At 65.0% G+C, this 22,562-nt stretch carries 24 protein-coding genes; 2 read left to right on the forward strand and 22 right to left on the reverse strand.

What is annotated here, in order from left to right:
• The first annotated feature begins 19 nt into the window (after window positions 1-19).
• Window positions 20-754, forward strand: coding sequence for an aspartate/glutamate racemase family protein (locus ACU8YE_RS07720; RefSeq protein WP_260802565.1), 735 nt, complete (start codon window positions 20-22; stop codon window positions 752-754).
• Between the two features lie 67 nt (window positions 755-821).
• Complete coding sequence (locus ACU8YE_RS07725; protein WP_012761856.1) at window positions 822-1,523, forward strand: GntR family transcriptional regulator; 702 nt, start codon at window positions 822-824, stop codon at window positions 1,521-1,523.
• Window positions 1,524-1,670: 147 nt separating this feature from the next.
• Here the strand turns inward: ACU8YE_RS07725 and aceA are convergent, their stop codons facing one another.
• The 22 genes from aceA to ACU8YE_RS07835 all read right to left on the reverse strand — a co-directional run bounded on the left by aceA (window position 1,671) and on the right by ACU8YE_RS07835 (window position 22,159).
• Window positions 1,671-2,975, reverse strand: coding sequence for an isocitrate lyase (aceA, locus tag ACU8YE_RS07730; protein ID WP_004626576.1), 1,305 nt, complete (start codon window positions 2,973-2,975; stop codon window positions 1,671-1,673).
• Window positions 2,976-3,371: 396 nt separating this feature from the next.
• Entirely contained in the window at window positions 3,372-3,635 is a 264-nt protein-coding gene (locus ACU8YE_RS07735; protein WP_446928439.1) for a hypothetical protein, read from the reverse strand.
• A 344-nt stretch (window positions 3,636-3,979) separates the two neighbouring features.
• The gene (locus tag ACU8YE_RS07740; RefSeq protein ID WP_446928440.1) at window positions 3,980-4,399 is read right to left on the reverse strand and encodes a gamma-glutamylcyclotransferase family protein; all 420 of its coding nucleotides are present in this window, start codon (window positions 4,397-4,399) and stop codon (window positions 3,980-3,982) included.
• Entirely contained in the window at window positions 4,396-4,893 is a 498-nt protein-coding gene (rraA, locus tag ACU8YE_RS07745; protein ID WP_027677514.1) for a ribonuclease E activity regulator RraA, read from the reverse strand. The genes ACU8YE_RS07740 and rraA overlap by 4 nt, the downstream gene beginning before the upstream one ends.
• A gap of 48 nt (window positions 4,894-4,941) precedes the next feature.
• Window positions 4,942-6,657: a thiamine pyrophosphate-binding protein gene (locus ACU8YE_RS07750; RefSeq protein ID WP_446928441.1), complete on the reverse strand. Its 1,716-nt coding sequence runs from the start codon at window positions 6,655-6,657 to the stop codon at window positions 4,942-4,944.
• 69 nt (window positions 6,658-6,726) lie between these two features.
• The gene (locus ACU8YE_RS07755) at window positions 6,727-7,566 is read right to left on the reverse strand and encodes a LytR/AlgR family response regulator transcription factor (RefSeq protein WP_446928442.1); all 840 of its coding nucleotides are present in this window, start codon (window positions 7,564-7,566) and stop codon (window positions 6,727-6,729) included.
• Between the two features lie 3 nt (window positions 7,567-7,569).
• Window positions 7,570-8,832 carry a histidine kinase gene (locus ACU8YE_RS07760; protein ID WP_440838302.1) on the reverse strand — a complete coding sequence of 421 codons (1,263 nt, stop codon included), beginning with the start codon at window positions 8,830-8,832 and terminating at the stop codon, window positions 7,570-7,572.
• Window positions 8,832-9,143 carry a 2TM domain-containing protein gene (locus tag ACU8YE_RS07765; protein ID WP_440838303.1) on the reverse strand — a complete coding sequence of 104 codons (312 nt, stop codon included), beginning with the start codon at window positions 9,141-9,143 and terminating at the stop codon, window positions 8,832-8,834. Before ACU8YE_RS07765 ends, ACU8YE_RS07760 begins: the two co-directional genes overlap by 1 nt.
• A 128-nt stretch (window positions 9,144-9,271) precedes the next feature.
• Window positions 9,272-10,231 carry a CysB family HTH-type transcriptional regulator gene (locus ACU8YE_RS07770; RefSeq protein WP_446928443.1) on the reverse strand — a complete coding sequence of 320 codons (960 nt, stop codon included), beginning with the start codon at window positions 10,229-10,231 and terminating at the stop codon, window positions 9,272-9,274.
• Window positions 10,232-10,272: 41 nt separating this feature from the next.
• Window positions 10,273-11,382, reverse strand: coding sequence for a sulfate/molybdate ABC transporter ATP-binding protein (locus tag ACU8YE_RS07775; protein ID WP_446928444.1), 1,110 nt, complete (start codon window positions 11,380-11,382; stop codon window positions 10,273-10,275).
• Between the two features lie 109 nt (window positions 11,383-11,491).
• Window positions 11,492-12,475: a sulfate ABC transporter permease subunit CysW gene (gene cysW / locus ACU8YE_RS07780; RefSeq protein WP_446928445.1), complete on the reverse strand. Its 984-nt coding sequence runs from the start codon at window positions 12,473-12,475 to the stop codon at window positions 11,492-11,494.
• 1 nt (window position 12,476) lies between these two features.
• The gene (gene cysT / locus ACU8YE_RS07785; RefSeq protein ID WP_446928446.1) at window positions 12,477-13,391 is read right to left on the reverse strand and encodes a sulfate ABC transporter permease subunit CysT; all 915 of its coding nucleotides are present in this window, start codon (window positions 13,389-13,391) and stop codon (window positions 12,477-12,479) included.
• Window positions 13,392-13,509: 118 nt separating this feature from the next.
• Window positions 13,510-14,184, reverse strand: a complete 675-nt coding sequence (locus ACU8YE_RS07790; protein WP_446928447.1) for an RBBP9/YdeN family alpha/beta hydrolase — start codon at window positions 14,182-14,184, stop codon at window positions 13,510-13,512.
• Between the two features lie 15 nt (window positions 14,185-14,199).
• The gene (locus ACU8YE_RS07795; protein WP_446928448.1) at window positions 14,200-15,075 is read right to left on the reverse strand and encodes an EAL domain-containing protein; all 876 of its coding nucleotides are present in this window, start codon (window positions 15,073-15,075) and stop codon (window positions 14,200-14,202) included.
• Window positions 15,076-15,115: 40 nt separating this feature from the next.
• Window positions 15,116-15,331: a TOBE domain-containing protein gene (locus ACU8YE_RS07800; protein ID WP_024975856.1), complete on the reverse strand. Its 216-nt coding sequence runs from the start codon at window positions 15,329-15,331 to the stop codon at window positions 15,116-15,118.
• Window positions 15,332-15,401: 70 nt separating this feature from the next.
• The gene (locus ACU8YE_RS07805) at window positions 15,402-16,241 is read right to left on the reverse strand and encodes an ATP-binding cassette domain-containing protein (RefSeq protein WP_446928449.1); all 840 of its coding nucleotides are present in this window, start codon (window positions 16,239-16,241) and stop codon (window positions 15,402-15,404) included.
• A gap of 19 nt (window positions 16,242-16,260) precedes the next feature.
• The gene (gene ssuC / locus ACU8YE_RS07810) at window positions 16,261-17,088 is read right to left on the reverse strand and encodes an aliphatic sulfonate ABC transporter permease SsuC (RefSeq protein WP_446928450.1); all 828 of its coding nucleotides are present in this window, start codon (window positions 17,086-17,088) and stop codon (window positions 16,261-16,263) included.
• An 18-nt stretch (window positions 17,089-17,106) separates the two neighbouring features.
• On the reverse strand, window positions 17,107-18,270 hold the full coding sequence (gene ssuD / locus ACU8YE_RS07815; protein ID WP_446928451.1) for an FMNH2-dependent alkanesulfonate monooxygenase: 1,164 nt from the start codon (window positions 18,268-18,270) through the stop codon (window positions 17,107-17,109).
• Window positions 18,271-18,313: 43 nt separating this feature from the next.
• Window positions 18,314-19,345: an aliphatic sulfonate ABC transporter substrate-binding protein gene (locus ACU8YE_RS07820; protein WP_446928452.1), complete on the reverse strand. Its 1,032-nt coding sequence runs from the start codon at window positions 19,343-19,345 to the stop codon at window positions 18,314-18,316.
• 5 nt (window positions 19,346-19,350) lie between these two features.
• A complete protein-coding gene (locus ACU8YE_RS07825) occupies window positions 19,351-20,343 on the reverse strand; it encodes a sulfonate ABC transporter substrate-binding protein (protein WP_446928453.1) in 993 nt (330 codons plus the stop codon).
• Window positions 20,344-20,458: 115 nt separating this feature from the next.
• Window positions 20,459-21,103 (reverse strand): NADPH-dependent FMN reductase, encoded by a 645-nt coding sequence (gene ssuE / locus ACU8YE_RS07830; RefSeq protein ID WP_446928454.1) that lies wholly within the window; start codon window positions 21,101-21,103, stop codon window positions 20,459-20,461.
• Window positions 21,104-21,139: 36 nt separating this feature from the next.
• Window positions 21,140-22,159 (reverse strand): sulfate ABC transporter substrate-binding protein, encoded by a 1,020-nt coding sequence (locus ACU8YE_RS07835; RefSeq protein WP_446928455.1) that lies wholly within the window; start codon window positions 22,157-22,159, stop codon window positions 21,140-21,142.
• Between the last annotated feature and the right edge of the window lie 403 nt (window positions 22,160-22,562).

Below are 22,562 nucleotides of genomic sequence, written 5' to 3' on the forward strand. Positions count from 1 at the left end.
TCATCCACGCGTCAAGAACATGGACATCCGCATCATCAACCCCAACACCACGACGAGCATGACCGCGCTCATCGGCCGCTGCGCGCAAGCCGCGGCCGCATCGGGCACGCGCATCACGGCGGTGAGCCCGAAGATGGGCCCGGCTTCCATTGAAAGCCATTACGACGAGGCGCTCTCGGTGCCCGGCATCCTGGAGGAAATCCGCCACGGCGAATGCGATGGCGCCGACGCCTACGTCATCGCCTGCTTCGGCGACCCGGGCCTCTACGCCGCACGTGAACTCGCGCACGGCCCCGTGATCGGCATTGCTGAAGCCGCCATGCACATGGCCAGCCTGATCGGCAACAGCTTCAGCGTCGTGACGACGCTGGAGCGCACCGTCGGCATGGCGTGGCACCTGGCAGAGCGCTACGGCATGCGGCATGCGTGCCGCAACGTCCACGCAAGCGACCTGCCCGTGCTGGACCTGGAGAAGCCCGGCTCCAACGCACGCCAGATCATCCTCGACGCCTGCCGCAGCGCGCTTGCGCAAGACCGCAGCGACTGCATCGTGCTCGGCTGTGCCGGCATGGCAGACCTGTGTGAAGACCTGAGCGCCGAGCTGCGCGTGCCTGTCATCGACGGCGTGGTGGCTGCGGTAAAGCTGGTCGAGGCGCTGGTCGGCATGCGGCTTTCCACCAGCAAGCGCGGCGACTGGGCGCGGCCGCTCCCGAAACCCTATACCGGAATGCTTGCTCCGTTTGCACTGGCGTAGTGCAAGGCGGAGTGGCGCATTTGCTACCATGCACCATTCCGCTTTTTCTTCTGCACCGCCACCTGCCATGCCCGCACCCGCACGGGAACCTGCCGACAGCCAACCGGCTGCCGAACCGATCTACCAGGGCCTGCTGACGGCCATCATGGAGCACCGACTGCCGGCCGGCACCAAGCTGGTCGAAGAGCGGCTGTGCGAAGCCACCGGCGCGGGCCGGCCGCGCATCCGCCAGGTGCTGGCCCGGCTGGCGCATGAGCATCTGGTGACCCTCGTGCCCAACAAGGGCGCGTTCGTCGCGCAGCCTTCCGTAAAAGAGGCGCGCGACGTTTTCCAGACCCGCCGCATCATCGAACCCGAACTGGCCAGCATGCTCGCAAACGCATGCACGCCGGCAAAAGCCAAACGCCTGCGCGAACACATTGCGGCGGAACACGCGGCACGCGAACGCGGCGACCGCGCGGCCACCATCCGTCTATCCGGCGAATATCACGTCCTGATTGCCGAGATGGCCGGCAACCATGTGCTGGAACGGCTCACGCGCGAAGCGGTGTCGCGCACGTGCCTGATCATCACGCTCTATGACCGCCCCGGCCTGCCCGCCTGCCCCGAGCACGAGCACGACACCCTGACCGAAGCGATCGCCACCGGCGATGCCGCGCGTGCACACGACCTGATGCGCGAGCATCTGGAGCACATCGAGCACTCGCTCGACCTGCACGCGACTCCCACATCGGCGCTGGATCTCGAATCGATTTTCAAGCGCGCCTGATCGGCCACGCCGCAACGCACCGCACCGCACTAAGCCGCAATCGCACAGAAAAAAAAAACCGCGCCGTTGAGGAAGCGCGGTTCGAGAGGCCGGTGTGTGGTCAGCACGGCCGGCCCGGGAGCCTGGATGCCGGATGCGTCGGCAACCTCAGGCCACCTTCTTGGCTTGCGCCGTTTCTTCGAAGAATTGTTCGTCTTCCGTCGAGCCCTTCAGCGCCGTGGTCGACGCCTCGCGCTCGATGGTCTGCGTCACGGCATCGAAGTAGCCCGTGCCGACTTCGCGCTGGTGCTTCACCGCCGTGAAGCCCTTTTCCGCCGCCTTGAACTCGGCCTCTTGCAGCTCCACGAACGCGCTCATCTGGTTGCGGGCATAGCCGTAGGCCAGGTTGAACATCGAGTAGTTCAGGGCATGGAAACCCGCCAGCGTGATGAACTGGAACTTGTAGCCCATTGCGCCGAGTTCCTTCTGGAATCGGGCGATCGTCACGTCGTCCAGGTTCTTCTTCCAGTTGAACGACGGCGAGCAGTTGTAGGCCAGCATCTTGCCGGGGAACTTGGCGTGGATGGCCTCGGCAAACTTCTTGGCGTATTCCAGATCGGGCTTACCGGTTTCGCACCACACGAGGTCGGCCACTTCCGCATACGCCAGACCGCGCGAGATGGCCTGCTGCAGACCCGGCTTGGTGCGGTAGAAACCTTCGACGGTGCGCTCGCCGGTGCAGAACGGCTTGTCGTTCTCGTCCACATCGGTGGTCAGCAGGTCGGCAGCTTCTGCGTCAGTGCGGGCGATCAGCACAGTCGGCACGCCCATCACGTCAGCAGCCAGACGCGCGGCCACGAGCTTGCTCACGGCCTCACGCGTCGGCACCAGCACCTTGCCGCCCATGTGGCCGCACTTTTTCACAGCCGCAAGTTGGTCTTCAAAGTGCACGCCTGCGGCACCGGCCTCGATCATGGCCTTCATCAGTTCGAACGCGTTCAGCACGCCGCCGAAACCCGCTTCCGCATCCGCCACGATCGGTGCGAAGAAGTCGATGTCGTCCTTGCCTTCCGACCACTGGATCTGGTCAGCGCGCTGGAACGTGTTGTTGATCTTCTTGACGACCTTGGGCACCGAATCCACCGAGTACAGCGACTGGTCCGGATACATCTCGCCGTTGCTGTTGGCATCGCCCGCCACCTGCCAGCCCGACAGATAGATCGCCTTCAGGCCAGCCTTGACCTGCTGCATGGCCTGGTTGCCCGTGAGCGCGCCCAGCGCGTTGACGAAGGGCTCGTTGTTGATCAGGTTCCACAGCTTTTCGGCACCACGCTTGGCCAGCGTGTGTTCGATCTGCAGCGAGCCGCGCAGGCGCACGACATCTTCAGCGGTGTAACCACGCTTGATGCCCTTCCAACGCGGGTTGGTATCCCATTCCTTCTGCAGCTTTTGCACTTCGAGTTCGCGTGACATCGCACTCTCCTGTTTGATCGCATCCATCAAATAAAAACCGGGTAACTCACTCTGCGCCTTGAGCCGCTCGCACCTTCTTGGGGCGCAGCCAGGTGGCTCAAGTCATATGTCTTATATAAGAGTGTAGAAATGGCCGGTGCAGCGCAACAAGGAGAACATGCGCAGGGATTGAAGTTTTTACCTCATATTTTTCAATGACTTACCAACCGTGTTTCATGATGCGGAAAGATTTTTTCTATCATGAAAGAACGTGATGGTGCTGTGCGATGCAGAATTTTTGCGGACCAAAACCACTTTCCGCATTGTGAAAAATCGTGGGCATCTGTCCGTCACATCATCGGGGCACAAAAAACGCCGCAGATGCGGCGTTCAGGATGGTGATGATCGCGTGTGCGCTCAGGACGGGCGCTCTAAGTCCGCCAATACATCCCACTGCAGAAGATCCGGCGCCTTGCCCCGCGGGGCCGCTGCTACAAACAGATAGATCGCATCGATGAAACCGGCCCGAAACTCGCGCGGCAGCGCATGCGTGATGCCGTCGATTTTCGAGCGCAGCCGCATGGCCACGAAGGGCCGGCCGGCACGCGCATCAATGTGCGTACGGAAGAGAAATTCCTTGGCTTCGAGGGCGCCCGATTGGTAATGGCGTAGCGCGTTCAACGTGCACCTCCGTAAAACGGAGGCCAGGAGATGCAAGACGGTGGCGAGGGATAAGACGCGGGGCGATGCCCGCTTGATGCGAAAGACATGACGTCTCCTAGATGAAGAGGCCAGCCGCTCGCTGCTAAACGAGGGTGGCGGGCCTGACGACGGCGTTAGCAGACCGGCCATCTAGAAACCGGCAGACCCGAAGGTCTCACCGCCCGGCCCGCCATGAAGCATAGGCGTGCACAAGCACCGGACATTGTCCGTCTAGATGGCACATCTGGTGGGCTGCTAAACCCGGCTGCTCGAACGAACAGCGCGCGAATTATATCGTGCGCCCCTCCCCCTCCAAATCGGAATCAACCTCGAGACAGGCGATGCGCCACCCAGTCTCCACACGTGATGGCGGGCCGCCCGGCAATGTGCTGCGGGCTAACCGGATAGACAATGCAATCGATCGGTTCGCTGCCGAGCATGACGGCGTGGTTCTCGCGCAGGAACAGCGCATCGCCGCCGGGGTAGACCTCTTCGATCTCGTCCAGCACGGGGACGAGCGCCGCATCGATGCGATACACATCGCCACGCACGGCGGTGCCAGTCGGATCGAGCACGAGCCCGGGATACGCGCCAAAGTCATACAGTCGGCCATGCAACATGGCAGTACCGAGCAGCTCCGGCTCAGGAATGCCGCGCTTGGCCGCGGCAACCCGCAGATCGTTCGCCTCGCCGGCACGCAGCGTGCCGTAGACGAACACGTGGATGGCGTTGGCGCGGATCATTCCAGCATGTCCTGCGAGACCAGCACGCCGTCTTCGTCGGCATAGACCCACTCGCCAGACTGGATGTACGCGCCCGGCATCTGCACGCCCACTTCGCGCTGCCCGGCGTTTTTCTTGATGCTCTTGCGCGGGTGCACCGCCAGGGCGTGGATGCCGACGTTGCATTCGGCCAGCTCGCGCGTATCGCGCACGCAGCCGTTGAGCAGAATGCCCTCCCAGCCGTTCTCTTCGGCCAGCTTGCCGAGATTGCCGCCCACCAGCGCGCAGCGCAGCGAGCCGCCGCCGTCAATCACCAGCACGCGGCCAGCGCCCTGCTCTTCCAGCGCGGCGCGTACCAGGCCGTTGTCTTCAAACACCTTGAGCGTGGAAGCCGGGCCGGCAAACGCGGCGCGCTTGCCAAAGCTGCGGAACACCGGCGTAAGCACACGCAGGCTGCCGTACACCAGCTTGTCTTCGTGCATGTCGCACAAATCAGTCACGGGAATCATCGTCATGGCAATGGATGGTTTGGCGTTAGCAAAAACAGAAAAGCGAAAGCGGAATCAACTGCGCGACTGTGCACGCAACGAATCGATCGTCGCGCGCGGGCTGATGATGTTCGGATCGGTCTGCACCTCAATGACGGACGCAACGCTTGCCGCCAGCGCGGTTTCCACCGCCGACTGGAAGCCTTCGAGCGAACGTACCGTATGCCCCTCGGCGCCGTAGGCTCTGGCGAGCGCGGCAAAGTCGGGGTTGCGCAGCTCGGTCCCGCTCACGTGCTCGGGGTACTCGCGCTCCTGGTGCATGCGGATGGTGCCGTACATGCCGTTGTTGACCACGATAAAGATCACCGGCGCGTTGTACTGCATGGCGGTCGCCAGCTCCTGGCCGTTCATCAGGAAGCAACCGTCGCCAGCCATGCAGATGACGGGCGTGTCAGGGCAGATGATCTTGCCCGCCACTGCGGCGGGCGCCCCATAGCCCATCGCCCCGCTCGTCGGCGCGAGCTGCGTACGCGAGCCCGACGCCAGCGCACCATACTGATAGAAGCGATGCAGCCACGTGGCGTAGTTGCCGGCGCCGTTGGTCAGGATGCTGTTGTGCGGCAGACGCTCGCGCAGCCATTGCATGGCGCGGGCCATGTCGATGCCCTTGCCACCGAACGGCGGCGGCGCGATGTTGGCGCGGTAGTCGGCGTTGGCGGCTTCTGTCCAGTCGGACCACCGCGGCGGCGCATCAGGCGACATACTATCCAGCGCTTCGGCCATCGCGGGCATCGACGCGTGAATCATCAGGTCGGCCTGGTAGACGCGCCCCAACTCTTCTGCGCCGGCATGCACATGCACCAAGGTCTGCTTTGGGCGCGGCACATCGAAGAGCATGTAGCCCGAGGTCGTCATCTCGCCCAGGCGTGTGCCGATGGCGAGTACCAAGTCGGCGTCTTTGACGCGCGCTGCGAGCTTCGGGTTGATGGCGATACCGACATCGCCGGCGTAATTCGGGTGGCGGTTGTCGAACAGGTCTTGCCGGCGGAACACGCAGCCTGCGGGCAGATTCCAGCGCTCGGCAAAGGCTTGCATGCGGGCGGCAGCTTGCGGCGTCCAGCCGGAACCGCCCAGCAGCAGCATCGGCCGCTCGGCGTTCTGCAACAGCGTCTTCAGTTGCGCAAGGTCATGCGGGCCGGGCCACGCCATCGCGCGAGGCATTGGCGGCACATCGGCCACGGTGGCGACGTCGGTCAGCATGTCTTCGGGCAGCGCCAGCACAACCGGGCCGGGGCGGCCCGCGGTGGCGGTCTGGAAAGCGCGTGCGATGTGTTCGGGGATGCGCTCGACGCTATCGATCTGCGCGACCCACTTGGCCATCTGCCCGAACATGCGGCGGTAGTCGATTTCCTGGAACGCTTCGCGATCGACGAAATCGCGGCCGACCTGGCCGATGAAGAGGATCAGCGGCGTGGAGTCTTGAAACGCTGTGTGGACGCCAATGCTGGCGTTGGCGGCGCCCGGCCCGCGTGTGCAGAAGACGATGCCGGGGCGGCCGGTGAGCTTGCCGTAGGCATCCGCCATGTTGGCGGCGCCGCCCTCTTGCCGGCAGACGATGAAGCGTGCGCGGTCGCGGCGCTGGTAGAAGCCTTCGAGCACCGAGAGGTAGCTCTCGCCGGGCACGCCGAAGGCCACATCGACGCCGTGGGCCACCAGTGCATCAACAAGAATCTGGCCGCCGTGGCGTGGCTCGGCAACGTGGCTGGCGGGGCGTGCGGCTGGTGTCTCCATGGCGGGTGCTCTCGCTCTCTCGATCCGTTGACGACACGAAGGATCATAGCGGACCCGCCCCTGCGGCGACTACATCTGCCGGAACAAATGCGCGTATTGCCGCGCCACCGGCAGCGTCTCCGCGCGCCCGCGTATCTTCAGCCCCAGGCGGCCCAGCGACAGATGCACGGCACTCGACACATGCGCCACGTTGACCACCGTGCCGCGATGCACCTGCCAGAAGTGCTCGGGGTCCAACTGGGTCAGCAAATCGCGCAGGCTGGTACGGATGAGGGATTCGCCACTGCCGGCCACCACGTTGACGTACTTGTCAGTCGCTTCCAAGTAGATCACGTCATCCACCGGGATGAAGCGCACCTCCTGCCCGACCAGCGCCTTGATGAAGCGCAGATAGCCGCCCTGCGGGGTGGCACGCGTTTGGGCAGCGCCCTGCAGCCCGGCAAGGCGCTCGACGAGTTCAGCCAGCGTCTGCGCTGGGTCCGTGGCGGCGGCGGTGGCGCCGGCGTTGCCGTTCGGGCGCGCGCCGAGCCGGTCCTTCAGCCTCTTGACGGTCTCGGCCAGGCGCTCGGTCTGAACGGGCTTGAGCACGTAGTCGACCGCGGCTTGCTCAAAGGCGTCGAGCGCGAACTGGTCATATGCGGTAACGAACGCCACCAGCGGACGCATCTCCCGCTGCGATAGTTCGCGCGCCACATCAATGCCCGACAACCCCGGCATGCGGATGTCGAGAAAGACCACATCAGGCCCCTGCCCATCGGCCGCATCGTCAATTACATCGAGCACGGATTGGCCATCGTGCACGGCCGGCAGCAGCGTGGCATCGGGCCAGAGCGCCGTCAGCTCAGCGACGAGGTTTTCAGCCAGTGCCGGTTCGTCGTCGGCAATGAGCACGCGTGGGGAAGCAGGCATCGATCAGGTTCCGGCGGATGCGCGCGATGAGAGCGCGCCGGTGGCGTTGGCGGTTGAGCGCGAGAAGCGGCAGCGCCATTCCGGCGCGTCGGGTTGAGACGGTGCAGGCGACGTTTCGTGCGCCAGCGGCAATTCGACGATGATCGTCACGCCGTGCGGCACGGTCTCGGTGATGGTCAGGCGCGCATCGCCGTCAAACAGGCGCGACAGGCGTTCGCGCACGTGCGTAAGGCCCAGCCCCGAGCCCGTGGCGCCGTCGTTGCCGAAACCGACGCCCGTGTCGCGCACTTCCAGCACGAGGCGCTCGCCCTCGCTGCCTGCAGCCAAGCGAGCAGACAGGGCGATCTCCCCGCCCTCGCGCGCAGGTTCGATGCCGTGCACCACGGCGTTTTCCACCAGCGGCTGAATCAGCATCGGCGGGATGACGATGTTGGCGATGGCATCGTCCAGCGCCAAGGAGAAACGCAGGCGATTGCCAAAGCGCAACGCCTGGATGTCGAGATACGCGCGCAGCAGCGCAAATTCCTGAGCCAGCGTGCACTGCTCGGCGCGCGCGTGCGAGAGCGAGCTGCGCAGAAAGCCGATCAGATGCTGCAGCAGGCGCCGCGCGCCGGCCGGGTCCCGCGCAATCAGCACATCGACGTGGGCCAGTGAATTGAACAGGAAGTGGGGCTCGATCTGTGCCTGCAGCGCCATCAACTGCGCGCGCACGACCTGCTTCTCGGCCTCTTCGCGCTCCAGCGCGTCGAGCGCAGCCTGGCGCTGCAATGCCGCCAGCTTGCCGCGTGACCAGTAGTAATACGTTGCGCCAAGGGCGGCCAGCATGGCGATGATGAAACTCATGCGCAGGCTGTCGGCGCGCCAGGGTTCCGGGTTCGGGTTGTGCAAGCACAGGATCGTCCGCGCGATCCACTGGCCAAACGGCACGCCGATCAGCACCGCGCCCACGATGATCCACGGGAACACCTTTTTGTTGGGCGGCCCGTCACCCCAGAGCACGTGGCGCGGTATGCCGATCAACGAGAACATCGACAGCCCGATCGCCTGGCTGAATACGAAGTCTTTCCAGAAGGTCTCTTCTGGCCGGATACCGAACGCAAGCACGGCCGCAATCAGCGTATTGATGACGATGATGACCGCATAGCGGATCACCCAGCGCCGGGCAAGGTGCAGGCAGTCTGCAAGCGAAGGGAGCGACACATTGGCGAACATGCGGGCGATCTTACCGGACGGTTCTCCGGGGTTGAAGCTTGGGGTTTCCCGCATTAACGGCGGCCGGCCTGCTCGCGCAGACGGGCGAGTTCCTGATCGACCATGCGCTGGTAGCCGTTGCCCTGGCTCCAGGCCAAGCTCAGGCCGTGCGCAGCCAGGCCCAACCCCCAGCCCAGCAGCGGCCACACAAACCAGAACTGCCCGTGCGATAGCGCAATCGCCGCCAACCCTGCGTTCACGGCCAGGAACGACAGCAGGTGAATGCGGAACCCCAGGCGAGCGCCGGCGCGGTGGCGAGCGCGGCGCAGCAGCACGTCGTCGGATTCAACGGATTGCGAAATTGGGGTGTAAGGCACGGCGGACATGGCGGTCTCTGGCGGAACCGAGGATGCCCGCAGTATAGGAATGACGCCTGGGCAGGCGCCATGCGGATGCGACGAATGGTGCAATTGGGCGGATGAACGGCGCGCAACCGGCTCCGCCTGCGGGACGATTACGCCGCCAGTGCCTCCCGCGCGGATTGCGCCACCACCGTGGAAGCCACTGCCTCCGCCACTGTCTCGCGGGAGAGGTGTGGCGCGAACATGCCGATGAAGTCGTGCGCGTAGCCCCGCAGATACGCGCCGCGGCGCACCGCCACACGCGTCGTGTTCGGCTCGAACAAGTGATCTGCCCCGATGCAGACGAGGTTGTCGTCCTTGCGCCCGTCATACGCCATCGACGCGATGATGCCCACTCCCACATCCAGCGCCACGTAGGTCTTGATCACGTCGGCGTCCATGGCGGTCAGCACGATTTCGGGGTGCAGGCAGGCGCCGGCAAATGCCGCGTCGATGTTGCGGCGGCCCGTGAAGCCCGCGTCGTACGTGATGAGGGGGTATTGCGCCACGTCTTCCAGCGTCGGGAGCGGGTTCTTCGTCAGCGGATGGTCCGGGCTGACTACCAGCACGTGACGCCAGCGGTACGCCTCGAACGACGTCAACCCCGGCTCGTTGGCCACGGCCTCGGTGGCGATACCGATATCGGCCTGCCCCGTCAGCAGCAGTTCGACGATGTGCGAGGGCGATGCCTCCTGCAGTGCCAGCGTGACGTGCGGATACTCCTTGCGGAACGACTGCACCACCTTCGGCAGCGCATAGCGGGCCTGCGTGTGCGTGGTCGCCACGGTCAGGCGGCCGGATTGTCGGCCGGAGAATTCCTCGCCGGCCTGGCGCAGGTTTTCGGCTTCGAGCAGCAGGCGCTCGACAATGCGGACGATCTCGCGGCCCGGTTCGGTCAGGCCCGTCAGCCGCTTGCCGTAGCGCTCGAAAATCTCCACGCCAAGCTCATCCTCCAGCTCGCGAATCTGCCGCGACACACCGGGCTGCGACGTGTACAGCGCGTTGGCGACTTCGGTCAGGTTGAACTGGCGGCGCACCGCCTCGCGGATGGAACGCAGTTGCTGGAAGTTCATGGCTCGTGTCCTCTCGTATGGGTTGTCGTCGGAGCGTCGTGTTACACGGCGGCCTGCGCGACGGGCCGTGCATTGCCTTGCGCGAACACGCGGATCGCGCGCGGGCGCACCACCAGCGTTTCACCTTCACGGAAGCCCTCGGCGCGAAAGCGCTCGATGGGCAGGGAGACTTCGATGATGTCGTCAGTGTCTTCGCGCTCCAGCTCCAGCTGCGCGATGGCGCCCAGCGTGAGCGCGCGGCGCAGCGTCACGGGAATGCCCTCGGCGCCAGGCGCATAGCGCTCCAGATCGATCTCATGCGGGCGCACGAAGGCCACCGCCTGATCGGCGCGCGACGAATCCACGCCGCCCGACGGCACGGCGATGGCCGAATCACCCACGTGCAGCACGCTGCCGCCCTCGCCTTCTTCCAGGCGGCCGTGGAACAGGTTCACGTTGCCCAGGAAGCCGTAGACGAACGGCGTGGCCGGCGTGTTGTAGACCGCATCGGGGCTGCCGACCTGCTCCACTTGGCCGCGGTTCATCAGCACCACGTTGTCGGCCACTTCCAGCGCCTCTTCCTGGTCGTGCGTCACGAACAGGCTCGTGACATGCAGATCGTCGTGCAGGCGGCGCAGCCAGCGGCGCAGTTCCTTGCGCACCTTGGCGTCGAGCGCGCCGAAGGGTTCGTCGAGCAGCAGCACACGCGGTTCCACCGCCAGCGCGCGCGCCAGGGCAATGCGCTGACGCTGTCCGCCTGACAGCTGCGGCGGGTAACGATCGGCCAGCCAATCCAGCTGCACAAGTTCCAGCAGTTCCTTCACCTTGGCGCGGATCCGCGCTTCGCCCGGCCGCTGCGCACGCGGTTTCACACGCAGGCCGAAGGCCACGTTCTCGAACACCGTCATGTGCTTGAACAGCGCGTAATGCTGGAACACAAAACCGACCTGGCGCTCGCGCACATGCTGGTCCGATGCGTCTTCGCCGTTCAGGTGGATGCTGCCCGAATCGGCATGCTCCAGCCCCGCGATGATGCGCAGCAGCGTGGTCTTGCCGCAGCCAGACGGACCCAGCAGCGCAGTCAGTTCGCCCTGCTTGAAGTCGAGCGAGACATCGTTGAGGGCCACGAAGTTGCCAAAGCGCTTGGTGATGTGTTGAACCTGGATGCTCATGCTGCGTTCACCTCATTACACATATCGATAACTCGCCCGTCGCGGTGTCGGTGACCGGCAACATTCGCGGTCGTGCGCATCCCCGCTGCGCGGGGCCCCTGCTTACTGCTCATGCTGCCCCTTCGAGCGGAGATTGCACGGAGACGTGCGAATGCGAAATCGATGGTGACGATAACGGTGCGACGCGCGCGCCCGGGCCTTCGCCCACGCCGGCATCTGCATCAGCCAGCTCGCGGCGGCTGCGCCATTCGACCAGCGTCTTCAGCGCCAGCGTGACGAGCGCCAGCAATGTCAGCAGCGACGCCACGGCAAATGCGGCCGCAAAGTTGTATTCGTTGTAGAGAATTTCCACGTGCAGCGGCATCGTGTTGGTCAGCCCGCGAATGTGGCCCGACACCACCGACACTGCGCCAAATTCGCCCATCGCCCGCGCGTTGCAGAGGATCACGCCGTACAACAGGCCCCACTTGATGTTCGGCAGCGTCACGCGAAAGAACGTCTGCCAGCCCGATGCGCCGAGCACGATGGCGGCCTCTTCCTCTTCGCTGCCCTGCGCCTGCATGAGCGGAATCAGCTCGCGCGCCACAAACGGAAACGTGACAAACACCGTCGCCAGCACAATGCCGGGCACCGCAAAGATGACCTTGAAGTCGTGGTCCGACAGATACGGCCCGAACCACCCCTGCGCGCCAAACAGCAGCACGTAGATCAACCCGGCAATGACGGGCGACACCGAGAACGGCAAGTCGATCAACGTCAGCAGCAGGTTCTTGCCGCGAAACTCGAACTTGGCGATTGCCCACGCCGCCGCCACGCCAAACACCACGTTCAGCGGCACGGCAATCGCCGCAATCGTGAGCGTGAGGCCGATTGCCGAGAGCGCATCGGGCTCGACGAGCGCTTCGAGATACACGTCGACGCCCTTCTTGAACGCCTCGACAAACACGCTCGCCAGCGGCACGAACAGGAACAGCGCCAGGAACACGAACGAAACGAGGATCAGCGTTGCGCGCACCCACGCAGATTCTGCGGTGGCGCCACGGCGGCCCACAGCGGGCGCCTGACCGAGTTGACGGGAGACAGTACCGGCCATGTCAGGCTCCTGCTGCCGCATGGGCGGTCGGGGGTTCTGGGGCACGCTCGATGGCGTCATTGCGATTGCCACGGCGGCGCGTCCAGGCTTGCAGCAGGTTGATCACCAGCAGCAGCGTGAACGAGATACCGAGCATGACAACGGCAATGGCCGTGGCGCCTGCGTAATCGAATTGCTCCAGCTTGGAATAGATCATCAGCGGCGTGATTTCGGAAACCATCGGCATGTTGCCGGCAATGAAGATGACCGAGCCGTACTCTCCGGTGGCGCGCGCAAAAGCCAGCGCAAAACCGGTCAGCAATGCGGGCAGCAAGGTCGGCAGAATCACGCGAATGAAGGTCTGCCAGCGCGTGGCGCCCAGGCTGGCTGCCGCTTCTTCCAGTTCGGCCTCCAGGTCTTCGAGCACCGGCTGCACCGTGCGCACGACAAACGGCAGGCCGATAAACGTCAGCGCCACCACGATGCCCAGCGGCGTGAACGCGACCTTCAGCCCCAGCGGCTCCAGCCGTGAGCCGATCCAGCCATTCGGCGCGTACAACGCGGTGAGCGCAATGCCGGCCACCGCGGTCGGCAGCGCAAACGGCAGATCCACCAGCGCATCGATCAGCCGCTTGCCCGGGAAGCGATAGCGCACCAGCACCCACGCCACGATCAGCCCGAACACGAGGTTGATCACCGCGGCAATCAATGAGGCACCGAACGTCAGCTTGTACGACGCCACCACACGCGGCGCGGTGACGGTCGTCCAGAACGCGTCCCACGTCATGGTGAACGTCTTGAGGACCGTTGCCGACAGCGGGATCAGGACGATCAGCGCGAGATACAGGAGCGAGAAGCCCAGCGCCAGCCCGAAGCCGGGCAGCACATTGGCGGGCTTAGGCCGCCTGGACAAAGAAAACGCAGAAGACAGGCTCATCAGCGCACCGATAAAAAAGGGCCGCAGAGCAAAACACTGCGGCCGATATGCAGATGAACCGATTGTGGCGGACCGTTCTTATGACGAAAACGAATATTTGCGCATGTGCATCATCGTTTTAGATATAAGGAGTGCTGGGTAAGACATCCCACTGCGCTTGCCAGTCGGCGCCGTCGCGGGTGGTGTCCTGTGCACTTGCCCGGCCGATCAGGCGGTCGAGCAAGTCCAGGCCGGCGTCCCATTCACCGAGGTTGGAGTCGGCGTTGATATGGCCGGCCTCGCCGGCGTCGACGAATTCCGTGCCCCACCTCGCGGCCCAGTCGATGGCGCTGCCTTGCGGCATCCACGGATCGTTACGGCTGGCGACGAGCGTGGCCGGAAACGGCAGCGTATGGCCGGGCAGCAGATCCCGCACGCCAAACTTGTCCGGATCCGCCGGCGCGACGAGCAGCACCGCCGCCACCGCCGCCTTGGTCTGCACCGCCCAGTGCAACGACGCCAGGCAGCCAAAGCTATGCGCCACCAGGATCACCGGGCGCCGGCTGCGCGTCGGCGGACGCTCGGCGACTGCCGCATCCACCGCTTCGCCCACACGGGCAGACCAGCGCGGCAGATCTGGCGTCGCCCAGTCGCTCTGCTCCACGCGGCGCCACGCCGGGAAGCGCTGCTCCCAGCGCGTCTGCCAGTGGCCGGGGCCGCTGCCATGCAAGCCAGGAACGGTCAGGATGACGGCGTCTGCCGGCCACTGCCAGGCGGATGCGTCCGATGCGGTTGCGGGTGCGCTGCGTGCCATACCGTGCTCATTGCGTCAGAGAAATGACGCCGCGCATTGCTGCTGTTGCACCAGCGGCGCCTGCGCCATCGGTATCACCAGTGGCGTGGGTGCAGCCTCCGGCTCGGGTTCCGCGCCGGGCAGGATGCTGCCCTGCACATACGTGATACCTGCAGCGCGGGCCAGTTCCAGGTCGCTCGGGCGCTCGCAACGCCGCAACGCCAGCGTCACGCCCAGCTCACGCGCCGAATCGGCCAGCGACACCACGTTACGCGTACGCCAATCACGCCGCGCATCGAGCTTCAGATAAGCCGGCCTGGCGTGCACGAGCAGCGCGCCCGCTTCCGCCGGGTCCGATGCCTGCACGGCCACGGCGAAACCGTTGCGCCGGTAGTTGTCCACCACGAACAGCAACAGCCCCAGATCGTCATTGGCCGTGGACGGCACCTGGATGACCAACTGCTCGGGATGCAGCCCCAGCGCCGTCACCGCACGGTGAAACGCCTTGCCGTGGTCGGCCGCCACCGCCGCCAGCAACCGGCCATGCACATTGACGACCAGCCGCCGCGCATCGGTGCGGGAAAAATAGTTGAGCGTATGCACCAGCCGGCACAGGCGGTCCAGCTCGACCAGCGTGCCGTCATCCGACGCCAGCGAAAACACCTTCCACGGGTTCAGGCCGAGATCTCCGTCGCGCGTCCAGGTGCGCATCAGCGCTTCGTGGCCGGCGGGTGCGAGCGCGCCTTCGGCGGCAAGCTGCCAGACCGGTTCAAACAGGCTGGTCAGCGCGCAGTGGAAGAACTGGCCCTGCACGCGGCCGGCGGCGTCGCGCCACAAGTGGCGGTCCGGCGTCGGGGCGCTGGGCAGCGTGCCGAGAAATTGTGCGAGTGCGGTGGTGTGCATCAGGCTCATGGGTGAGGCTCCTTGTTGGGTCGCCGTCTCCTCCCCGTCCTTACAGTTTGGCGATCGAGACTTCAGTCGCCTTCACCAGCGCAACCACTTCGCTACCGATCTTCAGGCCGAGGTTGTCGACCGAGCGCGTGGTGATGACCGAGGTGACGATGCCTGCCGGGGTCTCCACGTCGATCTCCGAGAGCACGTCGCCCCGGATGATCTCCTTGATCTGCCCGCGAAACTGGTTGCGTACGTTAATCGCTTGGATGCTCATGATGTTCCTTCTTAGATGACAACGGCACTACGTGCCAATGAATGTTTTCAGCAGAAAGGTTTGCAGCGCCTTACACGGCCCAGCGCACGGCGGTGGCGGACACGTCAAAGGGTGATGCCCACGCCGTGTGCGAGCGCACATCGGTCACTTCGTTCGGATCGATCTTGCGCTGCATCACGCGATTGAGGATCGCCTCTTCCAGCCGGGCAAACGCGGGCGAACCACGATGGCGCGGACGCGGCAGATCAATGCGTTCGTCCAGCGCAATGCGGCCGTCTTCGATCAGCACCACGCGGTCGGCCAGCGCCACCGCCTCGGCCACATCGTGCGTGACCAGCACGGCGGTAAAGCCAAGGCGTTGCCACAGGCCTTCGATGAGGTTCTGCATGTCGATGCGGGTAAGCGCATCCAGCGCGCCCAGCGGCTCGTCCAGCAGCAGCAAGCGCGGCCGATGCACCAGCGCACGCGCCAATGCCACGCGCTGGCGCTGCCCGCCCGACAGGCGTGCCGGCCACTCGCCTGCCCGCTCGGCCAGACCGACTTGCGCCAGCACTTCAGCGGCCTGCGCGCGCTGTGTTTTCGGCAAGCCCAACGCGACGTTGTCGAGCACCTTCTTCCACGGCAGCAGGCGGGCATCCTGGAACATCACGCGCGCATCGTCGTGCAGGCCGTCTTCAGCTTCGCCATCGCGACGCAGGTGGCCATCGTCGATGCCTTCCAACCCGGCAATCAACCGCAGCAGCGTGCTCTTGCCGCAGCCGCTGCGCCCGACGATGACAACAAACTCGCCCGGGGTGATGTCCAGATCGATACCGTGCAGCACTTCACGGTCGCCATAGCGTTTGACGACGTGCTCGATGTGCAATGCGGTGCCGGCCAGCGCGGCGTGTTCAGTGGCGTTGCTTTGCATGCGTCTCTCCAATTCAGCCTCAGGCCGCCGCTTGATAACCAGGGTGCCAGCGCAGCCAGAAGCGCTCCAGCGCACGCGACAGCCAATCCGCCAGCTTGCCCAGCAGCGCGTACAGCAGGATGCCCAGCAGCACCACGTCGGTCTGCAGGAACTCGCGCGCATTCATCGTCATGTAGCCGATGCCGGCCTGCGCAGACACCGTCTCCGCCACAATCAGCGTCACCCACATCAGGCCGAGCGAGAAGCGCACGCCCACCAGGATCTGCGGCAGCGCCCCCGGCAGGATCACCTCGCGATACAGCTGCGCACGCGACAGGCCGTAGCTCCGTGCCATCTCCACCAGGGCCGGATCGACCGAGCGGATGCCGTGATACGTGTTCAGGTAGATCGGAAAGAACACGCCCAGCGAGACAAGAAATAGCTTGGCCGACTCGTCGATGCCGAACCACAGGATCACCAGCGGAATCAGCGCCAGCACCGGGATGTTGCGGACCATCTGCAGCGTGGTGTCGAGCAGTGTCTCGGCGGTGCGGAAGGTGCCAGTCAGCAAGCCCAGCGCCAGCCCCAGCGAACCACCGATCGCAAAGCCCAGCAGCGCGCGCCACGTGCTCACGGCCACGTGCGTCCACAGCTCGCCGGAGCGTGCGAGCGCAATAGCGGCCTTTGCCACGTCCAGTGGTGCCGGCAGGATGCGGTTCGACAGCCAGCCCCATTGGGCCGAGGCCTGCCACAGCACCAGCAGCACCAGCGGCACGATCCACGGGGCCAGGCGCTGCTGGGTGGACCGCAGGAAGGTGTTCGCCTTCGGTTTCTTCGATGTTGATTTCGTTGTCGACTCGGATGCCATCGCCCGGCTCCTCTAGGCTCAGCTTGCCGCCACGCGCGGCACGATGCCGGTGGCAATCACTTCGCCAAACGGGCCGTTCAGCACGTTGCCCGGCAGCTTGTCGCGCACCGAGCGCGGCAACAGCGGGAACACCAGTTCGGCAAAGCGGTAGGCCTCTTCCAGATGCGGATAACCCGAGAGCACGAACGTATCGATGCCCAGCTCCGCGTATTCCTGCATGCGCGCGGCCACGGTGTGCGGATCGCCCACCAGCGCCGTGCCGGCACCACCGCGCACCAGACCCACGCCGGCCCACAGGTTCGGGCTGATTTCCAGATCGGCACGCGTGCGCTTGCCGCCGTTGGCATGCAGCGCGGCCATGCGTTGCTGGCCGGCCGAATCCATCTTGCGGAACGCCTCTTGCGCGCGCGCCACGGTGTCGTCGTCAAGCTTGCTGATGAGCTTGTCTGCAGCCGCCCAGGCTTCTTCATCCGTCTCGCGCACGATCACGTGCAGGCGGATACCGAAGCGCACGGTGCGGCCATGCTTGGCAGCGCGCGCCCGCACGTCGGCCAGCTTTTCGGCCACGGCGGCAGGCGGTTCGCCCCAGGTGAGATACGTGTCGACCTGCTCCGCTGCGAGTTCGTGCGCCGCCTCCGACGACCCACCGAAATACACCGGCGGATGCGGCCGCTGCACGGGCGGATACAGCACCTTCGCGCCCTTCACGCTGAGGTGCTTGCCGGTGTAATCCAACGCAGCGCCTTCGTGGCTGGCCGCCAGCGTTTCGCGCCAGATGCGGATGAATTCTTCCGAGGCTTCGTAGCGTTGCGCGTGGTCCAGGAACAGGCCATCGCCGGCCAGCTCCGACGGGTCACCACCCGTGACGAGGTTCACCAGCAAGCGGCCATTCGACAAACGGTCGTACGTGGCGGCCATGCGCGCGGCCAGCGTCGGCGCCATCAGCCCCGGGCGCACCGCCACCAGAAAGCGCAGACGCTTCGTCACCGGAATCAGGCTCGCGGCCACGATCCACGGGTCTTCGCACGAGCGGCCGGTGGGAATCAGCACGCCCTCGTAGCCGAGCGTATCGGCGGCCACGGCCACCTGCTGCAGATAGGTGTGATCGACCTGGCGCGCGCCCTCGGCAGTGCCGAGATAACGGCTGTCGCCGTGCGTCGGGATGAACCAGAAAACTTGCATGAAAGCTCCTTGGACTGTGTTGTTCTCAGATCAGCGCAACGACTCAAGCGCGGGCAATGGCCAGTTGCGCCGGGGTCGGGTGCCAGACCAGTTCGATCGGCTTGACCGGGCGCGGAATCAGCCCCAGCCCGTGGAAGGCATCGGCCACGCGCTGCTGCTCGGCAACCGCTTCGGGCGTGACGGGCCGCACGGGCGACGGCGGCCGGCGCGACAGGAACAGGTGCACCGTTGCCAGCGATAGCCCCGAGAAATCTGCAATGCGCTGGGCGGCCTCCTTGCGGTTGTCCTGCACGAGGCGGTCGGCGCGCGACAGCTCTGCAAAGATGGCGGCGATGGTGTCGCCGTGCTTGTCCGTAAAGGCCGTCGGCGCGAAGTAGAACGAGTTGTTGGACGTGAGCGTGCGGCCGGTGGCCAGCACGCGCGGCTTGATCGCCAGTTCGGTGGCGGCGTAGTACGGATCCCAGATGCCCCAGGCGTCGACGCTGCCGCGCTCGAAGGCGGCACGCGCATCGGCCGGCGTCAGGTACACGGGCTGGATGTCGGCAAAGCTCAGCCCGCCCTTCTGCAGGCCCCGCACGATCAGGAAATGCGCGCTCGAACCCTTTTGCAGCGCCACGCGCTTGCCCTTCAGGTCGGCCAGCGTCTTGAGCGTCGAATCCTGCTGCACGAGGATGGCGGAGCTGTCCGGCTTGGGCGGCTCCACGCCTACGTAGCGCAAATCCTTGCCGGCAGCCTGCGCGAACACCGGCGGCGTATCGCCCGTGATGGCGAGGTCGAGACTGCCTGCAGACAGCGCTTCGAGTTGCTGCGGCCCGGCCGGAAACTCCAGCCAACTGATCTTCGTGCCCGGAAAGCGCTGCTCCAGCGCCCGGTTCTCTTTCACGATGACGAGGTTGACCGCGCTCTTCTGGAACCCGATGCGTAGTTGCGCGGGCGGCGTTACCTTGGGCAGGCCGGCAGCCGCCGGGGCCGCGGTTGCGGCATTGGCAGCATGCGCGACTGGCCCAAGCGTGGCGAGCGATGCGCCTGCCACGGTGGCACTCAGCAGGCGGCGACGTTGGATGTCGATGGTCATGGCAATCAGCGCGCAGCTTGTTGCGTCGTCGGCTGCCACGCAGAGTCGGCCACCTTCACCGGACGCGGAATCAGCTTCAGTGCGTGGAACGTATCGGCAATGCGCTGCTGATCAGCCAGGGCTTCTGCGCCGACGGGCTGGATGCCATAGGCAATGCGCGACACCGAACGTGCCACCACGGCCGGCTCCAGGCCGAGCTGCGGGCCGAGGATGTTCGTCACGTCCCTCGGATTGGCAGCGGCCCACGTGTCGGTCTTCTTCAGTTCATCCAGCACGATGTTCAGCACATCGGGCCGCGCGCCTGCATAGCCCTTCGATGCCAGGAAATACTGTGAGTTGTTGACCACGCCGGTGCCGTCGGCCAGCACGCGCGCGCCCAGTTGCTGTTCGGCTGCGGCAAAGAACGGGTCCCAGATCACCCAGGCGTCGATGGCGCCGCGCTCGAAGGCGGCACGTGCGTCGGCAGGCGTGAGGTACACGGGCTGGATATCGCTGTAAGGCACATTGGCCTTTTCCAGCAGCTTCACCAGCAGGTAATGCACGTTCGAGCCCTTGTTGAAGGCGACGCGCTTGCCTTTGAGATCAGCCACGCTCTTGAGCGGCGAAGTCTTCGGCACGATGATCGCCTCGCCGCCCGGCGCGGGCGGCTGGTTGCCGACATAGACGAGGTGCGCGCCAGCAGCCAACGCGAAGATCGTTGGCGCTTCACCCGTGGTGCCGAAATCGATGGCGCCCACGTTCAGCCCTTCCAGCAACTGGGGGCCCGCCGGAAACTCGGTCCACTTCACTTCGATGCCTTGCGAAGCGAGGCGCTTTTCCAACGTGCCGCGTGCTTTGAGCACCGTCAGCGTGCCGTATTTCTGATAGCCGATGCGCAGTTGCTTGGCAGCAGTCGGGGGCGGCGCATCGCTGTTGGCAAATGCGGCGGGTGCGCCAAGCATGGCAAGCAGCGTGGCGGCAATGGTCAGAGTCCTGCGCAGGGGCGAGTGGGTTTTCATGGCAAGTTCGGTTGATGCGGGGTGTATGGGCGGCACGATCCGCGCGCAGCGGCTGCGCGACGTGACAACAACGGGAAAGCAGTGAGCCTGTGTGTAAGGCGGCGTGGTCAGCGCATCACGCCAGACATCGCATTCGCTCGATGTCGGCCTGCGTGTTGGCCTGCGTATGCGCGAGCGTTGCGGCACGCACCGCGCTGCGGCTTGAAACGATGACCTGCGCCACAGCCGGATGCCGTGCCAGCGCCAGTGCCTGATGCACGCGCTCCACGCCGTCATCCAGGCGCTGCTGCAGCGATGGGTCGACGCTCACGCCGTCATTCGCCACAACGATCTGCGAGTCGACTGCAAAGATGCCCGGCAGGATCGAGCGCGCCGCCAGCGCCGTCAGCACAGGGCGCAGCGCGTAGTCGATCGCCAGCGTGTGGGCGAGGCTGCCGCCGGTGGCAATCGGCAGCACGACCTTGTCGCGCAGCCCGCTCTGCGGCAGCAGATCGAGAAACGTCTTGAGCAGCCCGCTGTAGGCCGCCTTGTAGACCGGCGTGGCAAGAATCACCACGCCTGCCGCTTCCACCCGCGCCACCGCATCGGCGATGGCGGGGTCGGACACCTGCGTACCCAGCAGCGCGTCGGCTGGAAGGCTGCGCAGGTCCAGGTGGTCCGCCTGCTCGCCGGCACGTTGGAGCTGCGCACGCACGTGGCCCAGCAGGCGCGCGGATCGCGATTGCGCCGAAGGGCTGCCGGAAATCGTCAGGATTTGCATGATGCGGATCACCCGATGTCGTTACGTCGTGTGGGCTTACTTGCCCGGTTGATAGAGCTGATCAAACTGCCCGCCATCGGCAAAGTGCGTCTTCTGCGCCTTCTGCCAGCCGCCGAACGTGTCGTCGATGGTCATGAGCTTCACCTTCGGGAATTCGCTCTCGTGCTTCTTGGCCACGGCCGGGTCGGTCGGTCGATAGAAGTTCTTCGCACCGATCTCCTGCCCTTGCGGCGTGTACAGGAACTTGAGATACGCCTCCGCGGCCTTGCGCGTGCACTTCTTGTCGGCCACCTTGTCCACCACCGCCACCGGCGGCTCAGCCAGGATGGAAATCGACGGCACCACCACGTCAAATTTGTCCTTGCCTTCCACGCGCGAGGCCAGCAGCGCTTCGTCTTCCCACGCGATCAGCACATCGCCGATACCGCGCTCGGTAAAGGTGGTGGTCGCACCGCGCGCGCCCGAATCGAGCACCGGCACGTTCTTGTAGAGCTTCTGCACGAAGTCCTTGGCGGTGGCGTCCGAACCGCCCGGCTGCTTCAGTGCGTAGGCCCAAGCGGCCAGGTAATTCCAGCGTGCGCCGCCGGAGGTCTTCGGGTTGGGCGTGATGACGGCGATGCCGGGCTTGACCAGGTCATTCCAGTCCTTGATGCCCTTCGGGTTGCCCTTGCGCACCAGGAAGACGATGGTCGACGTGTACGGCGAGGCGTTGTGCGGCAGGCGCTTCTGCCACTCCTTGGCCGTCAGGCCGCGCTCGGCGATCGCGTCGATGTCGTAGCCCAGCGCCAGCGTCACCACATCGGCATCCAGCCCGTCGATCACGGAGCGGGCCTGCTTGCCCGAACCGCCATGCGAAGCGCGCAGGGTGATGTCCTCACCCGTTTCGGCCTTCCACTTCTTGGCGAATTCGGTGTTGATTTCCTTGTACAGCTCGCGCGTCGGGTCGTACGACACATTCAGCAGTGTCGTTGCCGCATGCGCACCCACGGTTCCCCCCGCCACGATGGCAGCCGCCGTAGCACGTACAAGCGTGTTGAAAACAAACTTGCGAATCATCTTGCAGCTCCGTTTCTGATCTCTGATGGATTTGGAATAGGAGCAAGACTACCGAGCGGGTCTTGTGCGGGGAACGAATGGTTTCAGGGAATGTTCATCGGTTTTTGCATAAAGGCGGGGATTGGGGCTGCGTGGATGCGGGGCCAAGGGCTGTGAGCGGGGGTGCAGGCGTGGCGCTTGAGGGTCAAACCCTCGGCTTTGGGTGTTGGAGAGCCGAGCTTGGGCCTTGGACAGCGGGACTCCGGGGGTTTTGGGTGGAATTCAAGCCTTGGACGGTTGAATCGCCCCGCTGCCAGTAGACACCTGTGAGCCTCAAACTAGAGGTTAGACAGGAGTTGCGATGAGTGCGCAGAGATACACCGAAGAATTCAAGGTCGAGGCGGTCAATCAGGTCTTGGACAGA

Source organism: Ralstonia sp. VS2407 (assembly GCF_052950655.1).

Excerpts from the sequence above, each read along its gene's own strand:
- ACU8YE_RS07720 (WP_260802565.1), top strand. The coding sequence starts at position 20 with ATGGACATCCGCATCATCAACCCCAACACCACGACGAGCATGACCGCG.
- ACU8YE_RS07725 (WP_012761856.1), top strand. The coding sequence starts at position 822 with ATGCCCGCACCCGCACGGGAACCTGCCGACAGCCAACCGGCTGCCGAA.
- aceA (WP_004626576.1), bottom strand. The coding sequence starts at position 2,975 with ATGTCACGCGAACTCGAAGTGCAAAAGCTGCAGAAGGAATGGGATACC.
- ACU8YE_RS07740 (WP_446928440.1), bottom strand. The coding sequence starts at position 4,399 with ATGATCCGCGCCAACGCCATCCACGTGTTCGTCTACGGCACGCTGCGT.
- rraA (WP_027677514.1), bottom strand. The coding sequence starts at position 4,893 with ATGACGATGATTCCCGTGACTGATTTGTGCGACATGCACGAAGACAAG.
- ACU8YE_RS07750 (WP_446928441.1), bottom strand. The coding sequence starts at position 6,657 with ATGGAGACACCAGCCGCACGCCCCGCCAGCCACGTTGCCGAGCCACGC.
- ACU8YE_RS07755 (WP_446928442.1), bottom strand. The coding sequence starts at position 7,566 with ATGCCTGCTTCCCCACGCGTGCTCATTGCCGACGACGAACCGGCACTG.
- ACU8YE_RS07760 (WP_440838302.1), bottom strand. The coding sequence starts at position 8,832 with ATGCGGGAAACCCCAAGCTTCAACCCCGGAGAACCGTCCGGTAAGATC.
- ACU8YE_RS07765 (WP_440838303.1), bottom strand. The coding sequence starts at position 9,143 with ATGTCCGCCGTGCCTTACACCCCAATTTCGCAATCCGTTGAATCCGAC.
- ACU8YE_RS07770 (WP_446928443.1), bottom strand. The coding sequence starts at position 10,231 with ATGAACTTCCAGCAACTGCGTTCCATCCGCGAGGCGGTGCGCCGCCAG.
- ACU8YE_RS07775 (WP_446928444.1), bottom strand. The coding sequence starts at position 11,382 with ATGAGCATCCAGGTTCAACACATCACCAAGCGCTTTGGCAACTTCGTG.
- cysW (WP_446928445.1), bottom strand. The coding sequence starts at position 12,475 with ATGGCCGGTACTGTCTCCCGTCAACTCGGTCAGGCGCCCGCTGTGGGC.
- cysT (WP_446928446.1), bottom strand. The coding sequence starts at position 13,391 with ATGAGCCTGTCTTCTGCGTTTTCTTTGTCCAGGCGGCCTAAGCCCGCC.
- ACU8YE_RS07790 (WP_446928447.1), bottom strand. The coding sequence starts at position 14,184 with ATGGCACGCAGCGCACCCGCAACCGCATCGGACGCATCCGCCTGGCAG.
- ACU8YE_RS07795 (WP_446928448.1), bottom strand. The coding sequence starts at position 15,075 with ATGAGCCTGATGCACACCACCGCACTCGCACAATTTCTCGGCACGCTG.
- ACU8YE_RS07800 (WP_024975856.1), bottom strand. The coding sequence starts at position 15,331 with ATGAGCATCCAAGCGATTAACGTACGCAACCAGTTTCGCGGGCAGATC.
- ACU8YE_RS07805 (WP_446928449.1), bottom strand. The coding sequence starts at position 16,241 with ATGCAAAGCAACGCCACTGAACACGCCGCGCTGGCCGGCACCGCATTG.
- ssuC (WP_446928450.1), bottom strand. The coding sequence starts at position 17,088 with ATGGCATCCGAGTCGACAACGAAATCAACATCGAAGAAACCGAAGGCG.
- ssuD (WP_446928451.1), bottom strand. The coding sequence starts at position 18,270 with ATGCAAGTTTTCTGGTTCATCCCGACGCACGGCGACAGCCGTTATCTC.
- ACU8YE_RS07820 (WP_446928452.1), bottom strand. The coding sequence starts at position 19,345 with ATGACCATCGACATCCAACGTCGCCGCCTGCTGAGTGCCACCGTGGCA.
- ACU8YE_RS07825 (WP_446928453.1), bottom strand. The coding sequence starts at position 20,343 with ATGAAAACCCACTCGCCCCTGCGCAGGACTCTGACCATTGCCGCCACG.
- ssuE (WP_446928454.1), bottom strand. The coding sequence starts at position 21,103 with ATGCAAATCCTGACGATTTCCGGCAGCCCTTCGGCGCAATCGCGATCC.
- ACU8YE_RS07835 (WP_446928455.1), bottom strand. The coding sequence starts at position 22,159 with ATGATTCGCAAGTTTGTTTTCAACACGCTTGTACGTGCTACGGCGGCT.